General features: G+C 42.6%; 17 protein-coding genes, 1 pseudogene and 1 riboswitch. Of the genes and pseudogenes, 12 read left to right on the forward strand and 6 right to left on the reverse strand.

Translation table 11 applies throughout. The annotated features are described in order from the left end of the window. Positions 1–110 precede the first annotated feature (110 nt). Positions 111–1,478, reverse strand: a complete 1,368-nt coding sequence (locus V7K36_RS23740) for an FAD-binding oxidoreductase (protein WP_335119884.1) — start codon at positions 1,476–1,478, stop codon at positions 111–113. 310 nt (positions 1,479–1,788) lie between these two features. Here V7K36_RS23740 and V7K36_RS23745 point away from each other — a divergent pair, with 310 nt between their 5' ends. Both V7K36_RS23745 and V7K36_RS23750 read left to right on the forward strand, forming a co-directional pair. Then, positions 1,789–3,861 (forward strand): alkaline phosphatase family protein, encoded by a 2,073-nt coding sequence (locus tag V7K36_RS23745; protein ID WP_335119886.1) that lies wholly within the window; start codon positions 1,789–1,791, stop codon positions 3,859–3,861. 893 nt (positions 3,862–4,754) lie between these two features. Continuing rightward, on the forward strand, positions 4,755–5,579 hold the full coding sequence (locus V7K36_RS23750) for an SDR family oxidoreductase (RefSeq protein WP_335119888.1): 825 nt from the start codon (positions 4,755–4,757) through the stop codon (positions 5,577–5,579). Positions 5,580–5,677: 98 nt separating this feature from the next. Here the strand turns inward: V7K36_RS23750 and thrB are convergent, their stop codons facing one another. Next, positions 5,678–6,589, reverse strand: a complete 912-nt coding sequence (gene thrB, locus V7K36_RS23755; RefSeq protein WP_335119890.1) for a homoserine kinase — start codon at positions 6,587–6,589, stop codon at positions 5,678–5,680. A 229-nt stretch (positions 6,590–6,818) separates the two neighbouring features. Between thrB and V7K36_RS23760 the strand changes: the two genes are divergently transcribed. Then, positions 6,819–7,175 (forward strand): hypothetical protein, encoded by a 357-nt coding sequence (locus V7K36_RS23760; protein ID WP_335119891.1) that lies wholly within the window; start codon positions 6,819–6,821, stop codon positions 7,173–7,175. A 50-nt stretch (positions 7,176–7,225) separates the two neighbouring features. Continuing rightward, positions 7,226–7,465, forward strand: coding sequence for a hypothetical protein (locus V7K36_RS23765; RefSeq protein WP_335119893.1), 240 nt, complete (start codon positions 7,226–7,228; stop codon positions 7,463–7,465). 63 nt (positions 7,466–7,528) lie between these two features. Here V7K36_RS23765 and V7K36_RS23770 read toward each other — a convergent pair whose 3' ends face one another. Further along, a complete protein-coding gene (locus tag V7K36_RS23770) occupies positions 7,529–9,217 on the reverse strand; it encodes an NAD(P)H-quinone oxidoreductase subunit 4 (RefSeq protein ID WP_335119895.1) in 1,689 nt (562 codons plus the stop codon). A gap of 126 nt (positions 9,218–9,343) precedes the next feature. After that, a complete protein-coding gene (locus V7K36_RS23775; RefSeq protein WP_334826532.1) occupies positions 9,344–10,063 on the reverse strand; it encodes a response regulator transcription factor in 720 nt (239 codons plus the stop codon). A 195-nt stretch (positions 10,064–10,258) separates the two neighbouring features. On the opposite strand from V7K36_RS23775, the gene V7K36_RS23780 reads away from it, so the two are divergent. The 5 genes from V7K36_RS23780 (at position 10,259) to V7K36_RS23800 (ending at position 14,020) form a co-directional block, all read left to right on the forward strand. Then, positions 10,259–11,353 carry a hybrid sensor histidine kinase/response regulator gene (locus V7K36_RS23780; protein WP_335119897.1) on the forward strand — a complete coding sequence of 365 codons (1,095 nt, stop codon included), beginning with the start codon at positions 10,259–10,261 and terminating at the stop codon, positions 11,351–11,353. Between the two features lie 446 nt (positions 11,354–11,799). Continuing rightward, a riboswitch (cobalamin riboswitch) is annotated at positions 11,800–11,942 on the forward strand. Further along, entirely contained in the window at positions 11,901–12,068 is a 168-nt protein-coding gene (locus tag V7K36_RS23785; RefSeq protein ID WP_335119899.1) for a hypothetical protein, read from the forward strand. (Overlaps the previous riboswitch by 42 nt.) A gap of 176 nt (positions 12,069–12,244) precedes the next feature. Further along, a complete protein-coding gene (locus V7K36_RS23790; RefSeq protein WP_335119901.1) occupies positions 12,245–12,607 on the forward strand; it encodes a DUF1636 family protein in 363 nt (120 codons plus the stop codon). After that, positions 12,541–13,530 carry a 5-methyltetrahydropteroyltriglutamate--homocysteine S-methyltransferase gene (gene metE / locus V7K36_RS23795; RefSeq protein WP_335119971.1) on the forward strand — a complete coding sequence of 330 codons (990 nt, stop codon included), beginning with the start codon at positions 12,541–12,543 and terminating at the stop codon, positions 13,528–13,530. The genes V7K36_RS23790 and metE overlap by 67 nt, the downstream gene beginning before the upstream one ends. Next, entirely contained in the window at positions 13,514–14,020 is a 507-nt protein-coding gene (locus V7K36_RS23800) for a hypothetical protein (protein ID WP_335119903.1), read from the forward strand. The genes metE and V7K36_RS23800 overlap by 17 nt, the downstream gene beginning before the upstream one ends. Positions 14,021–14,062: 42 nt before the next feature. On the opposite strand, the pseudogene V7K36_RS23805 reads toward V7K36_RS23800, so the two are convergent. Beyond that, a pseudogene (locus V7K36_RS23805) lies at positions 14,063–14,353 on the reverse strand (ISAzo13-like element transposase-related protein); the annotation flags it as partial. 154 nt (positions 14,354–14,507) lie between these two features. On the opposite strand from V7K36_RS23805, the gene V7K36_RS23810 reads away from it, so the two are divergent. The 3 genes from V7K36_RS23810 to V7K36_RS23820 are packed head-to-tail and all read left to right on the forward strand — an operon-like array spanning position 14,508 to position 15,791. Then, on the forward strand, positions 14,508–14,762 hold the full coding sequence (locus tag V7K36_RS23810; RefSeq protein WP_335119905.1) for a hypothetical protein: 255 nt from the start codon (positions 14,508–14,510) through the stop codon (positions 14,760–14,762). 5 nt (positions 14,763–14,767) lie between these two features. Further along, positions 14,768–15,040, forward strand: coding sequence for a hypothetical protein (locus V7K36_RS23815; RefSeq protein ID WP_335119907.1), 273 nt, complete (start codon positions 14,768–14,770; stop codon positions 15,038–15,040). Further along, positions 14,994–15,791 carry a hypothetical protein gene (locus tag V7K36_RS23820; protein WP_335119909.1) on the forward strand — a complete coding sequence of 266 codons (798 nt, stop codon included), beginning with the start codon at positions 14,994–14,996 and terminating at the stop codon, positions 15,789–15,791. The genes V7K36_RS23815 and V7K36_RS23820 overlap by 47 nt, the downstream gene beginning before the upstream one ends. Before the next feature lie 232 nt (positions 15,792–16,023). Here the strand turns inward: V7K36_RS23820 and V7K36_RS23825 are convergent, their stop codons facing one another. Continuing rightward, positions 16,024–16,482 carry a cupin domain-containing protein gene (locus V7K36_RS23825; protein WP_335119911.1) on the reverse strand — a complete coding sequence of 153 codons (459 nt, stop codon included), beginning with the start codon at positions 16,480–16,482 and terminating at the stop codon, positions 16,024–16,026. Positions 16,483–16,637 lie beyond the last annotated feature (155 nt).

Consider the following 16,637-nt stretch of genomic DNA (forward strand, 5'->3'; position numbering starts at 1 on the left):
GTTCAGCCTTTAATGTCAGTAATCTGCTGACGGGCTGGATTAGTTATTTACGGACTGATTACCGTGATTCACTAATCAACGAATCGCACGATATGTGTTTCTGTAGTTTGCTAATTTTGAATTTGCAATTGAAGAACCTTGCTTTTACCGGGATTCATCAACCCATAGGGGTCAACTATTTCTTTAAATTTTAACTGCTCAGAATCAATAACTTTTCTACCGCCGTCTTCAATAATATACGTGTGAGGATTGGCAATATTCACACCCTGTTCTTCGTGATAGCGGATAATCTCATTGAGGCGTTCTTCTGTGGTGTAGCGCACAAGTTGCAAAGCACCAGGAACTACCGCACCGTTCACCCGAAAAAATTCCAAATGCATCATTACCTCATCGCCGAAGTAATGATACATATGCTCTACTAGTTGCAAACTGCGTAGGCGCAGCCCAACCCAGGCATCGCCAGGAAACATACTTTGTAAGTAAGTAATTGCAGTATCTACACTCCGGGCGTGTAAGGTGGTGTGGTTCCAGCAAAATTCTGCTAAATGTATACCTTTGGCTGCTTCTTCGGCTGGTTTTTCATAGGTAATCTTGCCGTCGTATTGCTGCACTAAACCCGGTAAGAATTCCAAACTCGATTCAGCAACTATCAAAAATACTGGGTGAGTTCCTTCAGGAATGTATTGTTGTAGGGCGTGGAAATATTGGGGAATTTGGGATGCAAAGACAGAAATCAACTTCTTAATCATCCCATCAGCATTGCCAAGAGCCTGACCAAACTTTGCTGCTGTCATAAACTCGTCAAATGTGACAATGAGTTCTACCCAAGGATAAGCTGGTGCTAAGGGGATTTCTACTTCGGTGATGATGCCGTTAATTCCCCAAGCATGATTCACCTTTTGCACATCGTCGCCACGTAATTCGATCGCACGGGGTTCATCTTCTACAGTTACCACTCGCAATGCTAGGATATTACCGCGATCGGTTAGTAACCCATATTGTATCGAGCCAATACCCCCACTTCCCCCAGCAATAAATCCACCAATTGTAGCTGTGCGGTAAGTTGAGGGTGCCATGCGGATTTCCCAGCCGATTTCTCTGGCTTTTTTATCCAAAGCCGCCAACTTCACCCCCGCTTCTACCCGCGCTACCCCCGGTTTTACCCAAGGAATCTCTTGCATCCGCGTCATGTCTAAAATTACGCCACCGTGCAACGGTACGCATTGCCCATAATTCCCAGTTCCCGCACCCCGCACTGTTACGGGTACACGGTGTTTTGCACAGGCGGCTGCAACTTTTATAACCTCTGCTTCATTGGCGGGACGCACTACTATATCCCCAACTTTTCCTTCTAGTTTGGGTACTAGTACGGGGCTAAAGGTGTGATAATCCTGGGATAATTTTGCGACTTGGGCGGAGTCGGTGATAGTTTCTATGCCTTTTAGAGAATTAATCAGGGCATCTAATATTGTCGTCATAGCTTATATCCTTTTTTTAACGCAAAGCGACGCACAGGAACGCAGAGGGATTAATATATCTGGTACTTGAATGTAAAAATCGCTCTACTTAAGATTTTCATAGTTTTTACTTAACATACTTTTAGTAAATTAAAAATGAGTAATCAAGTTAAAAATATAACAGTATGCTTAGGGAGGAAATGTGAAAAAATTTTATTCATTTAAAAAAAGTAGAGGTTTTGAGTTAGATAAAATATTTCGATGGTCAAGGCATAAATGGCTTCTGCGCTTAACTGTTGTTTTACTTGTGGCTTGTTTATTAACTATAACTGTGCATTCTTTAGCAGTTCAACCAGGAGTAAGCAAATCACAACCGAAAGTGATTTTGATTTCTCTAGATGGTGCCACTCCAGATTTTGTCGAACAGTATCTCAAGAGTGGTGTCCTAAGTCCAAAGCAAGGATTAGGACTGATTAAAAACAAGGGAGTTTATGCAGAGCGGAACGTAACCTGTAGCGCATCTCTGACTGCTGCTTGCCATATTGCAATCAGTACGGGTTCTACGGCTGCACGCAATGATATTAATGCCAACACATTTCACCTAGTAGCCAGCCCATTCACTTCTAACATAAGTGGTTTTGCGGCTCCAATCGGCGGATATTTGACTACTGGCCCTGCTACAAGTTTGTACCCAACTGCTGAACCACTATGGATTGGACTCCAGCAAAAGGGGAAGAAAGTTGTGACTGCAACTTTTCCCGGAGCAGATGGAGTTGATGTTCCAGTACCAGGTTTAACTAACAGCCCAATTATTCAACCCGCTAGTAAGAGAACCGTATCTTATACAGTCCCTTTTGGAGCTTTTGCTGGTGCAAGTGCTAAAGGTTTCAGTCTGATGGCAGCTAACTTTAGCTTGGCATCCAGTCAAACTGTCAGTCAACTCAAAACAGCAGGAAAAGTTTCTTACAGCCCAATTGTACAAGCAACTCTTGGCGATCAATTTCTTGTTGGTGGTGTCAACTATAATATCCAAGTTGCTGCACTTGATACCAGCAATAATCATCAAAAGGACTATGACACCCTAGTATTTTTTGATTCCAATATTGGGATTCAACATCAACCTTTTAATTTACCTTCAACTGGACCAGCATACGTAAGAGCGCGGGATAAAAGATCCAGCTTATTTTATTTAGAAGGTAGTTCCAACAAAGCCGGAACTGCTTTTTATGTGACTAATCTGGCTCCTGACTTGAGTAGTGTGAGGATTGCGCGTTACGGTGCTAATGCTATTCCTAATAACCCCGCAGTCCAAACTACAGTTGATGACATTAATAATAATGTTGGTTTTTGGTCGCCTCAGTCTGATTACCGGATTATAGAACGATTGAGTCCTGGATTTAACACGTTCCCCGACACGGAACTAGAAGCTATCTATGAAGACCAAGTTCGAGGTTTTGTAGATTATCAGACGCGAATTGCTTTGAGAGCAATCAAGCAAAATCCCAATGCTTCAATGGTGATGGTTTATATTGAGCAGCCAGACGGCTCTGAACATCAGTTTCTCTTAACTGATTTACGTCAAGCAACTAATCCGAGCAATCCCAATACAATTGGTGCAGCGCAAGACAAAGCAAAAGTCGCCCGATACAAGTCTTATGTACAGACTGCTTATCGGGCAGCTAATGATGCTGTACAACGGATCATTAATGCAGTAGGTACGGATAGTCAGGGAAGACCAAATAGTAACATTATTGTAGTATCGGATCATGGTTTTTCTACCTTTCATACTACGGTTAACCTGAATAACTTCCTCAAGAGCAAAGGTTTTGACTTAAATAAAGTCCGAAGTGTAACATCGGGGCCAGCAGCTAACATTTATATTAATCTTCAGGGCCGGGAACCCAACGGTGTCGTCAGTCGCTCTGAATATGTCACTATCCAAAAACAAATTGTCGCCGCTCTCAAGGAATTGGTAGACACGAATTCCAACTATGTACCGTCAAAACGTCAAGCCATTTTTGATAAGATTTATACTCGTCCGTTGCCAGCAAATTTAAACGAGCCGAGATTTGGACTTGATACTAGCGAATTTGTTGGTCAGGATAGTGGTGATGTCTTCGCAATTATGAGCGATGGTTATAACTTTGACGGAATTCAAAGTCCTGTGGTGACTCGTTTGGGGGATGACAACAATTTAGTGTTTTCAGTACCTAATTTCTACGGAGCGCATGGCTATGACCCGAATATATCCAAACTGAGTGCCATTTTCTATGCGGCTGGCCCCGATATCAGTCGTCGTGGCAGTATCGGCACGATTCACAATATTGATGTGGCTCCAACTATCAATAATTTACTGGGCGTTCCTTCTGCTTCAACGGTTCAGGGACAGGTTATCAAACTTTGAGTTTTCCCCCCTTCTAAGCTGTTGCGCCTTTAATTTGCACTAATATTTTTTTCAATATGATTGTGGGGTAGGCCGAAAAGCCCGCCCTGATAGTGCAAGTTGTATACGTAACAGCTTATCCATTAGTCACATCTTTCTTTAACGTGAGTTCGACAGCTCATGTAGTAACCGCCTAATTAGCGTAAATATTGAAATCTCTTAGAGGTTTTACTACGCAAAACCGTCCCTCTCCGAGTCGGAGAGGGACAGACTTGAACTTTAGTTTAAGTCAGGGAGAGGTTCATCGAACTCACGTTTCTTTACAATCTTGAAACGCTTGTTTTACAAGTATCTTGAACACTGAGGTATCAGGCATACTTGACAAATTAGCCTAGTGGCGAAAGATACTATTGAAGATAAGATCGTAGAGTTACATCACCACAAGCGAGACTTGGCTTCGAGCCTGGTTGAAGGTGCTGATTTAAGTGCAATACGCTTGGGTTAAGCCCAAAAAATATATTGCGTAGGTTGGGTTGAGGAACGAAACCCAACATTTTTTGGCATTTGTTGGGTTTCACTTCGCTCAACCCAACCTACAATTATCCTTAACTGAACTGTATTGGATTTAAGTGGCAAGATATCGACACAAGAGTTGCTGCACTTGCTAAACGAAAGCTAATAGATGCTGATATGTAGGTTCGTTATTTGAATGCGACGCCGAATAGCCCGTCGTAGACATCGCTAAAAACATACCCAGAATATTTAGCCGAAAATAGGGTTAACAAGGCTAACAAACCTAATTTACTTAAAGAAACCGGGTTTAGAGTACCTGTAATATGGGAGACTTGGCAATATTCCCTTAATTGAGAATATAGTCTCGATGAGTAGTTTAATTTACTTGTGTCTAATTTGTCATGAACGTTGCAATCATTGGTTGTGGTTATGTTGGTTATAAACTTGCTCAATATTGGCAGCAAAAAATGGGTTTTGTTGTCAGTGTAACCACAACTTCCCCTGAGCGTGTCCCGGCACTAGAATCAGTATCCCAAAGAGTTGTAGTTACCCGTGGGAATGACCTCGATAGTCTAAAATCAGTTTTGCACAATCAAGATGTTGTACTTTTGAGTGTTGGTGCAAAAGGTGGGGAAGTTTATGAAGAAACTTATCTACAAACTGCCCAAAGTTTAGTTTCATCCTTGCAGCAGATTAAGAGTGTGAAACAATTAATATACACAGGGAGTTATGCAGTGTATGGTGACAGAAATGGTGTCTGGGTAGATGAAGAAACACCGCTTGCACCCGCGAATTTAAATGCACAAATTCTCCGAAAAACAGAGGAGGTGTTGCTATCAGCATCTAGCGAAAATCTCCGTGTTTGTACCTTCCGTTTAGGAGGGATTTATGGGACTGGTAGGGAACTGTTGAAAATATTTAGTAGATATTCTGGTACAACCCGTCCTGGCAATGGTGAGGATATCAGAAATTGGATTCATTTGGATGATATTGTTGGTGCGATAGAATTTGCCCGTGATCGTCGTTTGCAAGGGATTTACAATCTGGTAGATGATGCACATCTCACCAGCCGAGACTTGCTAGATAGCCTATTTGAAAAACATAATTTACCCAAAGTTAAATGGGATACTTCTATCAACAGTACCCGCCCATATAATGCTTGGGTGTCGAATGAAAAGCTTAAAGAGTCTGGATACCAGTTAATTCATCCACAGATGATTTTTTAGCAAGTATTAAAAACTAGGAATTATGCAACCATCTGCTGTAGCTAAGTGGGGAGTGGGGAGTTAAAAATTCTTTTGCTGCTCCTCATCTCCTTTATCTTCTAGCTTTTTGCGCCTTGACTATCGAGAGAAAGCGATCGCACCTCGGCTGTAATTCCTTCTTGTTGCCAAGCAGCTAACATCGCCGCCTCCACTGCCTCTGAGTGTAATTTATCCGCCAAAGCTAACAGTGTCGGTCCTGCACCACTAATCACCATACCATAAGCACCAGCACTAACAGCTGCGATGTTGACAACATCATAACCAGGGATTAAAGCTTTGCGATAGGGCTGATGCAATCTATCTTGCAAAGCTGTCTTTAACCATTGTCCGTTACCAGTTTCCAGTCCGCGCAACAATAACCCCAGATGTGCTGTATTGAAAATCGCATCGGCGCGACTTACTTGGGTTGGGAGAACGCCCCGCGCCTCTGAAGTGGAAAGTTCAAAGTTAGGAATAGCTACAACTGGTACAACATCTTTATGCCAGGGAACATCACAAATTTCCCAGGCTGCGCCACTGGTAGCAGCGAGACGACATCCACCCAACAAGGCTGGAACTACATTATCAGGATGTCCTTCCATTGCGATCGCTAACTCCATTACCTGCGACTGAGACAGAGTTGCACCCTCAAGTTGATTAGCAGCAACCAAGCCACCAACAATTGCTGTCGCCGAACTACCCAAACCCCTCGCCAACGGGACACCTAACTTAATCTCTATTTTCACAGTCGGCGGTGTCTGCTCTATATGTTGATAGAACTTGACAAATGCTTGATACAAGAGGTTATTCTCATCAGTTTGGACTCGTTCAGCTTCCGTACCAGTGACATGAATAGTTAACCCGCCCTCTTCTAGGCGAGTGAATTTGAACTCGTTGTACAGCTTTAATGCTGCACCGATGCAATCAAAACCAGGCCCCAAATTAGCAGTTGTGGCGGGAACGGTAACAGTGATGGTAGAAACAACAGACATTGGCAAAACTCACTAATCATCAACTACCATCCCATGTTAATGAGCAATTTGCTTATGAAGATTGCTGATTGTCTTTAAGTCAGAAGCAATTAATATTGAGTGAGTTATTTATGCGATTCTGAATAAATTTTTTATTTAATTAAGTAATTCATTTAAAACCCTGTTAATATAACTACATATTATATGATTTTTTTATATTAAAAATTTTTAAAATGAATTATTTACAACGTTGGGAGCAATACCTCCTAAAGCGTATAGTGCTATTCGCTACAATGCTTATGATGTAGCAGAAATAGCACGGAATACGAATTTGTCTGAGTTTCGCATTAAACGGATAAAAGACCACTTGTTCTATCGTCAGCACCAATTGGATGACAGATTTGATTACTTTGACCCTCACCCAGATATAGCTGATGCCTGGATGAGGTTACAGGAAGGTAATTTCAACCAAGAAGATTTACGCTTACTGAAACATGAATATTTTGAGTCGCGGTTTGAGGCTATCTTTCATACCAACTATCGTACTGCTCATGAAGCAACTGAACGTTCTGGTCGTGTATGGAGTCCACCAATAACATTAGGGTAACTCAAATGAGTTACAAATGAAGTAAACAGCATTCACAGACATTATGGGTTATGGCTTTTTACGTATTGATTTTAAAAGACAGAGAGGATGAAAACGGCGTTACTTACCGCTTCGGGCCGAATGAAGATCATCTCGGATCTTTATGGCTAGATAAATCTAGTGGAGAAGTCAAGGAACTTCAAAAAACATCTGCTTACAACTCACAGGGATTTTTCCAAGGAGCGGCAGTAAAGGTTCGGCAACACTGGAAAAAAGGATTGTTTCCTGAAAAGACATGCTGGGCATCCTGAGAATAGCATGACATTGAGAGCCTATCTACAAAGTACTGAGTATCTATTGAGATAGGCTTTGAATCAATGCATTGTTCCTAAAACGGGCGCTACCTCAACCTCTGAAATTTGCGGAACCAATAATCGATTAGCATAAATCTGGGGATTTGTTTGCGAGACTATGGCATAAGACTGGCGAAGATTAGCATTCACTGCGACAGTCTTCACGTCGTACATCTGCATCGCCATCTTGGGATAGAAACCAATACCAATAATCATCAGCAGAAAACAGACAGCGATAAACACCTCACGCGGTCTAGCATCGTCGTAAACTGCCTCCTCTGGCACGAAGCAGTCTGTACCAAAACAAACTGTTCCGTCATCTTCTTGATTTTCTAAGCCTGCATTATTAATGTCGCAGATAAGTGCTGCACCGTCACCATAAAATACCTCTCGCAGCATGGAAAGTAGATAGATAGGTGTGAGAATGACTCCAACTGCGGCTAGAAAAACCGTGACAGTGCAGAAAGTCGAACTGTAAACGTCACTACTTATCAGACCAACGAATACTGAGAGTTCGCCAGCAAAGCCACTCATACCGGGAAGTGCCAGGGATGCCATTGCTCCGATTGTAAACAGGGCAAAGACTTTGGGCATGGCTTGACCAATACCGCCCATATCTTTCATTACCATTGTGTGGGTGCGATCGTAAGTAACACCTGCTAAGAAAAACAGCACCGATGCAATCAAACCATGTGAAATCATCTGCAACATCGCGCCGTTGATTCCCAAATCAGTGAAGGAGGCAATCCCAAGCAGTACAAACCCCATGTGAGAAATCGACGAATAAGCCAAACGCCGCTTCATATTCGTCTGAGCAAAGGAGTTCAATGCGCCATAGATAATGTTGACAACACCGAGAATCGCTAGAACCGGCGCAAAGTAAATGTGTGCATCGGGAAGCAACTCAAGATTTAGGCGAATTAGTCCATATCCGCCCATCTTCAGCAATACACCAGCCAAAATCATCGACACAGGAGAGGATGCTTCACCGTGGGCATCAGGCAACCAAGTATGCATCGGGAAAACAGCAAGCTTGACACCAAATGCAATCAACAACCCTGCATAAAGTAACAGTTGTAGACCAAGCGGATATTCCTTCCTGGCGAGGGCGGTGATATCAAATGTCATATCACCGCCACCGTATAACCCCATTGCCAGGGCTGCCACCAAAATAAATATAGAAGCGGCTGCGGTGTACAACAAAAATTTTGTAGCCGCATAACGTCGCCTTTGCCCACCCCAAATGCAGACTAGTAAGTAGACGGGAATCAGCTCTACTTCCCACATAATGAAAAATAGCAGCAAGTCTTTGGCAACGAACACCCCTACCTGTGCGGAATACAGCACCAGCATCAAAAAATAGAACAGGCGGGGTCGGTGATCAACTTGCCAAGCGGAAAAAATCGAGAGTGTGGTGACAAATCCTGCTAAAAGCACAAGTGGTGCTGAAAGTCCATCAACTGATACCGCCCAGTTCAAACCTAACTGAGGCACCCAGGCATAATTCTCTACAAGTTGAAAACTAGCACTGCTGGCATCGTAATGTTTCCAAAAGGCATAGCACATCAAAGCAAAGTCTGCGATACCTACACCCAATGCATACCACCGCACGCGCTTGCCATCTTTATCAGGCAGCACAGGGATGAGCAGGGCAGCAATGAGTGGCAGCAAGACAATCGCGGTAAGCCAGGGAAATTGATCCGCTATCATGTATATGAGGAAAAATACTTATTTGTTCGTCAATTATGTCATTTTACTAAACTGTGTAACAATTTCTTCATAAATCTTTGTCCCAGGTAATCGCTTTGACCGAAAAACAATTCTTAATAAGCATATTTACGGTACTAATCCAGCCCGCAAAGCACGAACAGCAGCCTGTGTACGGTCAGCTACACAGAGTTTATTGAGAATACCTCGAACATGAGTTTTTACAGTACCGACTGTTAGATAGAGCCTTTTAGCAATTTCTGCATTGTCACACCCAGCGACAATCAACTCTAAAACATCCATCTCTCTATTAGTTAAAGGATAGCCGACTATACTTTTTTCAACATCTGGGTCAATACCTTCAATCAAGACTCTTTTTCCAGCTGCGCCTCTGCTGCCATCGGGGAAATCTTGACGTATTTGTTGTAGTACAAGGTCTGCGATCGCTGGATCGATCCATGAGCTACCTGCATAGGTCGTTCGCACAGCCTCAACTAGTTTCTCAGTTTCAATATCCTTCATGCAATAAGAATCCGCACCTGCGGCAAAAGCTGCTAAAACTGCCTGTTCGCTATTCTGCATCGTTAAAATTAGCAGTTTTGTTGTATAATCTTCATTCTCTGCTTGATATTGCCTAAATGTGCGTGTTAGCTCAATACCATCCATGTCAGGCAAACCGATGTCAATAGTAGCAACATCCGGTTTGAGAGTTTTCAGAAGCTTGATACCCTCGGTTGCATTGGCTGCTTCACCAACAATGTTTAACTCTGGCTGGGTTTGTAAAGCAGACCGTAAGCCGATTCTTGTCAGGTTGTGATCTTCAATCACAAGGATCTTGATTTCACTCATAGTTGCTTAACTTTACTGTTATTTATCTAAAGTACAGATTAAAATAATCTCGTTCTTCTATTCGGTATCTTATACAAAAAGCAATGCGTTTGGTATTATTTCCTGAACTTCATCTACCATTAGACATAAATAATCTGATCTCGGAAGTTTTTCTAAAGCAAGAGTTTCGATATAACAATATAAATAATTCAATCCATGTCTTTAACTAAAACTGTCAAAAAAGATAAAATTCTCGTTGTCGATGATGTTTTTGACAATTTACTGGTCTTACAAGCAGTCCTAGAAGATAAGAACTATGAAATTAGCTTGGTGGAAGATAGCAAAATTGCTCTGGCTATGGTTGAGGAGTCACCACCAGATATAATTCTCTTAGATGTGATGATGCCGGAGATAGATGGCTATGAATTTACTCGACGCATCCGACAGAATCCGGCGTTGCCATTTATTCCCATTCTGCTGCTCACGGCTCACTATGAGTCTAGCGTTGTTGAAGGACTGGATGCTGGTGCAGATGACTTTATTCGTAAACCATTCGATCCTGATGAACTAGATGCACGAGTGCGATCGCTCCTGCGGCTCAAACATAGTATCGACGAACGAGATCAGATGGCTAATCTCCGGGCAGATTTTGTCTCGCGTTTTACTCACGATTTACGCATACCGCTAGTAGCCTCCAACCGCGTATTAAAATTATTGCTGGAAGGCAGGTTTTGCGAAGTTTCACCACAATTGCAAGAAATAATTGATACCATGATTGGCAGTAATCAAGACCTGCTGGAAATGGTAAATACCTTGCTAGAAGTTTATCGTCATGAAGCGGGTTGTAAAACCTTAAAAATTTCTCCCTGCAATATTCAGGAATTAGTTAGTGAAGTTTCCCAAGAATTAACTCCCTTAGCTGAAGAAAAAGGATTAGCTGTAAACATTGATCGAGGTGAAACTGCAAGTACGATCATGGGCGATCGCGTAGAACTGCGGCGAGTTTTGACAAATATCATCGGCAATGCCATCAAATTTACAGACAAAGGTTCTGTAGATATTCACTGCTATCTGACTCCGGCAGCTGTAACTATTGATATCCAAGATACAGGCCCAGGAATTTCTCAACCAGATCAGGCGATATTATTCGAGCGATTTCGCCAAGGTAAACACCAGCGTTCTGGTAGTGGTTTGGGACTATATCTATCTCGTTGCATTATCGAAGCACATCAAGGCACAATCGATGTGACATCTGAACCAGGGCAGGGTAGTACATTCACTATACGTCTACCTGTAGCTGGCGAAAACTAAAAGTAGGCAGACAAAAAATTATTACTGATCACTGGAGTTTAGATTAACACATGACAAACTGACACTCTCAGGGCTGAGTTGACAAGCTACACCTTATTTGTAAACTGCGAGAATTTCCAAAGCGCTGACAATTTACTAGTAGCAAGTAAAAACTAACGACTTCAGTACGTAACAGGACTAAATCTAAGTTACAGCTATTTTCAGGTAAATAGACCACGCAGTAAGGGCACAGCAATGCTGTGCCCCTACGATAGATGTGGTTCAAATACTTGAATTCTGCTGTAAGCGATCGCACAGATTCAAAGCTAATCTAAGACATCGGCGATTGCAATCCGTGTCAGCTAGTGAGGCGAGTCGCTACGCCCAACCCAGGCATCGCCTTTGAGAAAATGTAGCTATTGCAACTAGTCATTTCCAGTATTTTGAAATTCATAATCATGCTATTATTGAGCCAATATCAATTCGGTTCTGGTGGGGGTCAGCCATCAGACGCAAGGGGGAAAGTCCGGTGTAAATCCGGCGCTGTCCCGCAGCTGTAATGAGGCTTATGCCTCAAAGTCAGAATGCCCGCCGAAAGTACAGACAAACTCACATCCATCTGCGAGGTACAGGTGAATATTGCCATAAATGTTTCAACGAGACATCAGTTTTACATTCTCATAGTGCCAGAGACGCGCCACGGACTACTCATGGCTATGAAATTATAGGCAGTTAATTGATAGTTGCAATTGCACTTTGGTGTAACTGTCATTTACGCTAGTTTTTCGCTAGCGTGAAAGCTTTTGCAAGATCATTTCTGCCAAATTTACTCAATAGCTATGTTGCAGTTGCACGACTGCGACAAGATGTCATATCTGCGATTTTGACTTAATCCTACACACTTCAAAATTAATGCTCGACAAACAACATACTTTATTTGTTTGCACAACCTGTGCCAGCGTCTGGCAAGATGGTAGACGAGTTGATGAAAGTAAAGGTGAGCAATTACTACAACAGCTTCAAGAACTTGCACAAGCTTGGGAATTGCGAAATAAATTCCTCATTCAGGGAGTTGAATGCATGAGTGCTTGTAACCATTCTTGTGTTGTTGCCTTTACAGCAGAAGGGAAATCAACCTATCTATTTGGTGATTTACCAGTTGATGGCTGTGCATCTAAATTTCGCTTCCTCTGTTCCCGACAACCACAATTGGTTCTTTTCCCCAAACGTCGGAAGTTCGCCAACTCCGGGTGCGCTACAAACGGGGTGAATTGAATCAGTCAGAATATCAAGCTGCAATTGATGTTCAAATTGCCGACAGCATTAAACTACAGGAGGAATTAGGGTTAGATGTTTTAGTTCATGGTGAATTTGAACGCACCGATATGGTGGAATTTTTTGGACAGCAGTTATCAGGCTTCGCTTTCACTGAAAATGGTTGGGTGCAAAGCTACGGTAGCCGTTATGTTCGTCCACCAATTATTTACGGTGACGTGGTTCGTACTGCGCCAATGACAGTACGTGAGTTTCAAGTCGCACAATCTTTGACTGAAAAACCTGTAAAAGGGATGTTGACGGCTCCTGTAACTATCTTAAATTGGTCTTACCCCCGGACTGATATTTCCAGGTCAGAACAAGCTTTCCAAATTGCTTTGGCATTGCGGGATGAGGTAGCGGATTTGGAAGCGGCTGGTGCAAAGGTGATTCAAGTAGATGAACCAGCGCTACGCGAGGGTTTACCCTTAAAAGCTCAACGGTGGAATGAATATCTATCTTGGGCTGTAGATGCATTTCGTTTAACGACAGCAGTAGCCCAACCCCAAACCCAAATTCATACACACATGTGCTACTGCGAATTTGGTGACATCATCAAGGATATTGAACGGTTAGATGCTGATGTTATTTCGATTGAAAATAGTCGCAGCAACAATCAAACTTTGCGAGAAATCACAAAGGGTGGTTACTCACATCAAGTTGGTAATGGAGTCTACGATATTCATAGTCCCGTCGTTCCGACAACTGAACAGATTTTACAGCAATTGCGGACTGGAATTGCTAATTTACCCGTAAAACAAATTTGGGTAAATCCAGATTGCGGTTTAAAAACTCGTCGTTGGTCAGAGGTCATTCCGGCTTTAAAGAATATGGTGGAAGCAACAAAAGTCTTACGGGAGGAAGTGAATGCGACCCTCCAATAGTGTCTGGCAAGGAAATTTTAGCTACTGGCAAAACAGCTTTATTCATAATAATCTGCTGGTAATTGGTTACACAGCATGGAAGGGATTTCAGTCCTTTGGGCGGGGAGTTGTCATTTGTGATGTGGATACTCAAGTTACTCACTCTACAATTACAAACCTTGATCTAGTTCCCTTCACGCTCCAATTTATCCCCTCCGATCTAATTGGGTTTTGCTTGCGATCGCATCAGCGTTGCGGAGCAATCTCGCAATCATTTAGCTCATCAATGATTTCATCCATTCTCCCAGCAGTCACAACATACAATCCCCATCAAGATATTCTTCTGGTGCTGTTGGCGCAGCGCCTATCTGCGACACCCTACGCGAACGTAGAGAAGGCTCATCCTCAGATTGAGGCTAATTTTTTACACAATCTAAAAATTACTCCACCCGATTGCTACGAACAAGTTTGCAAACGTTGGCAAGAATTTCAACCAAGCTTAATGCCCTAAAATTTACTTTAGAGTATTCCAACTAAAAAATGATCCAAAATTTTAGTCGCTTTGATAAAAGATTTCAACGAACCATTTTTTCAAAGTTGGTAAGCGGTAAATCTGCGCTTCCATTTCCGCCATTGCTAATTGTGTAAGTTTAACTCCTGTATGATAAATCTTCTCAACCAAAGTAACCACAGGATTTTTGCCCTTGAAAGTCAGTGTAGAAGCAAACTGTAGCACAGTATCAACACTGTCCAGCAAGCTACCACGCCAATGTTGCTCAAGCCAACCAAAAGCACGCTCAACAGGATTATATTTACTATGATTTGGAGGATAATAAGCTAGTTGATTAGCTTTTGTGCTGTCTTGATGTACAACGACCTCAAACTATCACTTAGTTGGATTAACGATTCTGGAGACATACACCATACTGTACACTAATTATTTTCTCAGTATCCCTAGTTTTTGGATCATTTTTTCCTTGGATTACTCTTATTCCTCAATGCTCAAGCCAAAATCAAACAAGATTCCGAAACCTACTCGCTACCAAAATGCGGCGATAGATTATTACATGGGACTCACAAATTACTCCTATCTCCATTACGGGTATTGGGAGCCACTACTACACGCACTTGGTCGTTTAGCGTTTAAGTGTTGGTTGGAAAAACCGATTACTGAGGGTTTAGCAGCACGGGCAATTTTTGAGAGCCATCTGCGTTATGAAATCCAACTGTGGCAGTTATCACAAGGAGTTTAATCGAGATGACCCCAGAAATAAACACCCAAGATTGGCAACAAGCTTTTATCGCCACCAATATACTAGCAATCGGTTACAACGCTTGGGTCGGTTATTTAGGAAGAGAACGTGGTGTTGTAATTTGCAGCACCAATTTTCCGCATTTAGGTATGGCTGGCGAAATATTTGAGAAAATATTTTGCGATCGCGTCAGTGCCATAGGATTATTTAACGTGAGTTCACAGCAGGGGGATGAAACACCTAAAATCGCGTTCTCAAGACCTGCGGAGTTTATTTGAGAACAATATCACCATTGAATATGTGGCAGAACCTCTCAAAGCTATGCCAGCTGATGCGGAGGTGATAGAAGTGCTGCATTGGATGCAGGCACAAAATTTTGATGTTATCGGCATTGAGACAGGAGATATTATTAGCGGTTATGTAGAACGCTCTAGTTTGATTCAAGGCAAAGAAGGCAAATGTAGCGAATATCAACGAGTCTTTCATCCAAAAGAACTAATAGCCATTTCTACCCCACTGATGAAGTTGCTACCCATTTTGCAAGAAACTCCGCGATTGTTTGTTCTGGACTGCAATCAGGTAAGTGGTATTGTTACCTGTGGCGACTTGCAAAAAGCACCTGTGCGAATGCTACTGTTTGGCTTAGTAACGCTGCTAGAAATGAATTTGCTGCGGCTGGTGCGGATTTACTATCCCCAAGATTCTTGGCAAAAAGTCCTCAGAATTGAGCGCTTAGAAGTTGCTCAACGGCTATGGCGAGAAAGCCAAGAAAGAAACGAAGCTACCGATTTGTTAGATTATCTGCAATTCTGTGATAAGCGAGAGTTGATTTTAAATCAACCAGAACTTCTTCAGCAATTGGGACTAAAGTCTAAGCGGTTTGGTGAACGCTTCCTCAAGTCTGCTGAACAGTTGCGAAACCGATTAGCTCACGCCCAAAATTTAGTTACTGGCTCCTCTTGGACAGAGTTGATTTCTTTAGCAGAGGCGATGGAAACACTATTAATTCGCTGTGAGGAAGTTGAGTGAAGTAGTCAGCTTTGTGTTAATTTACGATCAACCCTGGTCGCAGGGCTATTTTGTTCTAAACATAAACCGCCCAGAACTAAAGTTCCGCGGCTCATAGCTAAAGTCCGTTAAAACGGACTATAACTTTGTCTCAGTCGTCTTTAGACGACTTTCGCTATTAGACTCAGAATTCATTCTGAGGCGGGCTAGATGAGAATGAAATAGCCCTGACCCCGGTAGTTTTGAGAAAGCCTTACTTAAAGCGACAGGATTGCTCTATAGTCGGAGTCTCTTCAAGTTGCACCATTATCAGAACAGCAGGTGCATCGCCTACTGTTCCAGATAAGTGACCCTTATGACCTTGGGCATCTGCTTTTGTACCTTGATCTTCTCCAAATGAAATTTCGCCAGCACCCATCTCGACTCGCTGGCCGTCCATAGTCTCCACAAACCAGCATCCCGACAGTGGGATGATCCACTGGGGCTTGGGGTTCTCATGCCAGTTGCCAACCCAACCTACAGGTAGCACAGTAAAGGTAATTGTAGCACCAGACTGCTTCAAATTAGAAAGCCACTGCGGCGAGGTATCTGGGGCTATGCCTTTTTCGATGAAGTCCTCAATTTGACAACGGGACTGGTGACTTATACCGTCGCCGTCAGTCCAGACGTGCCAGTAGTCAATTGTTGGCTTGGGTGATGAATTATTCTGCATAAAATGGCTCTCTTTAATTGTGGGGTTATTTTACTTTGGTTTCGTTTATTCGCTCATAGAGCTAGCAAAGCGATGTCTACGACGGGCTACGCCTACGCTACTATTTTTGAATTTTGAGTTTTGAATTTATAATGTCTGCTTGGACTGGTCTAACT

The sequence above is a fragment of the Nostoc sp. genome (assembly GCF_036919555.1).
Lineage (GTDB): Bacteria > Cyanobacteriota > Cyanobacteriia > Cyanobacteriales > Nostocaceae > Nostoc.

What these genes read in the sequence shown, in the direction of transcription:
- V7K36_RS23815 (WP_335119907.1), top strand. Translation starts at nt 14,768, where the DNA reads ATGACCCCAGAAATAAACACCCAAGATTGGCAACAAGCTTTTATCGCC.
- V7K36_RS23825 (WP_335119911.1), bottom strand. Translation starts at nt 16,482, where the DNA reads ATGCAGAATAATTCATCACCCAAGCCAACAATTGACTACTGGCACGTC.
- V7K36_RS23820 (WP_335119909.1), top strand. Translation starts at nt 14,994, where the DNA reads ATGAAACACCTAAAATCGCGTTCTCAAGACCTGCGGAGTTTATTTGAG.
- V7K36_RS23740 (WP_335119884.1), bottom strand. Translation starts at nt 1,478, where the DNA reads ATGACGACAATATTAGATGCCCTGATTAATTCTCTAAAAGGCATAGAA.
- V7K36_RS23790 (WP_335119901.1), top strand. Translation starts at nt 12,245, where the DNA reads ATGCTCGACAAACAACATACTTTATTTGTTTGCACAACCTGTGCCAGC.
- V7K36_RS23775 (WP_334826532.1), bottom strand. Translation starts at nt 10,063, where the DNA reads ATGAGTGAAATCAAGATCCTTGTGATTGAAGATCACAACCTGACAAGA.
- thrB (WP_335119890.1), bottom strand. Translation starts at nt 6,589, where the DNA reads ATGTCTGTTGTTTCTACCATCACTGTTACCGTTCCCGCCACAACTGCT.
- V7K36_RS23800 (WP_335119903.1), top strand. Translation starts at nt 13,514, where the DNA reads ATGCGACCCTCCAATAGTGTCTGGCAAGGAAATTTTAGCTACTGGCAA.
- V7K36_RS23750 (WP_335119888.1), top strand. Translation starts at nt 4,755, where the DNA reads ATGAACGTTGCAATCATTGGTTGTGGTTATGTTGGTTATAAACTTGCT.
- V7K36_RS23780 (WP_335119897.1), top strand. Translation starts at nt 10,259, where the DNA reads ATGTCTTTAACTAAAACTGTCAAAAAAGATAAAATTCTCGTTGTCGAT.
- V7K36_RS23770 (WP_335119895.1), bottom strand. Translation starts at nt 9,217, where the DNA reads ATGATAGCGGATCAATTTCCCTGGCTTACCGCGATTGTCTTGCTGCCA.
- V7K36_RS23765 (WP_335119893.1), top strand. Translation starts at nt 7,226, where the DNA reads ATGGCTTTTTACGTATTGATTTTAAAAGACAGAGAGGATGAAAACGGC.
- V7K36_RS23810 (WP_335119905.1), top strand. Translation starts at nt 14,508, where the DNA reads ATGCTCAAGCCAAAATCAAACAAGATTCCGAAACCTACTCGCTACCAA.
- V7K36_RS23785 (WP_335119899.1), top strand. Translation starts at nt 11,901, where the DNA reads ATGCCTCAAAGTCAGAATGCCCGCCGAAAGTACAGACAAACTCACATC.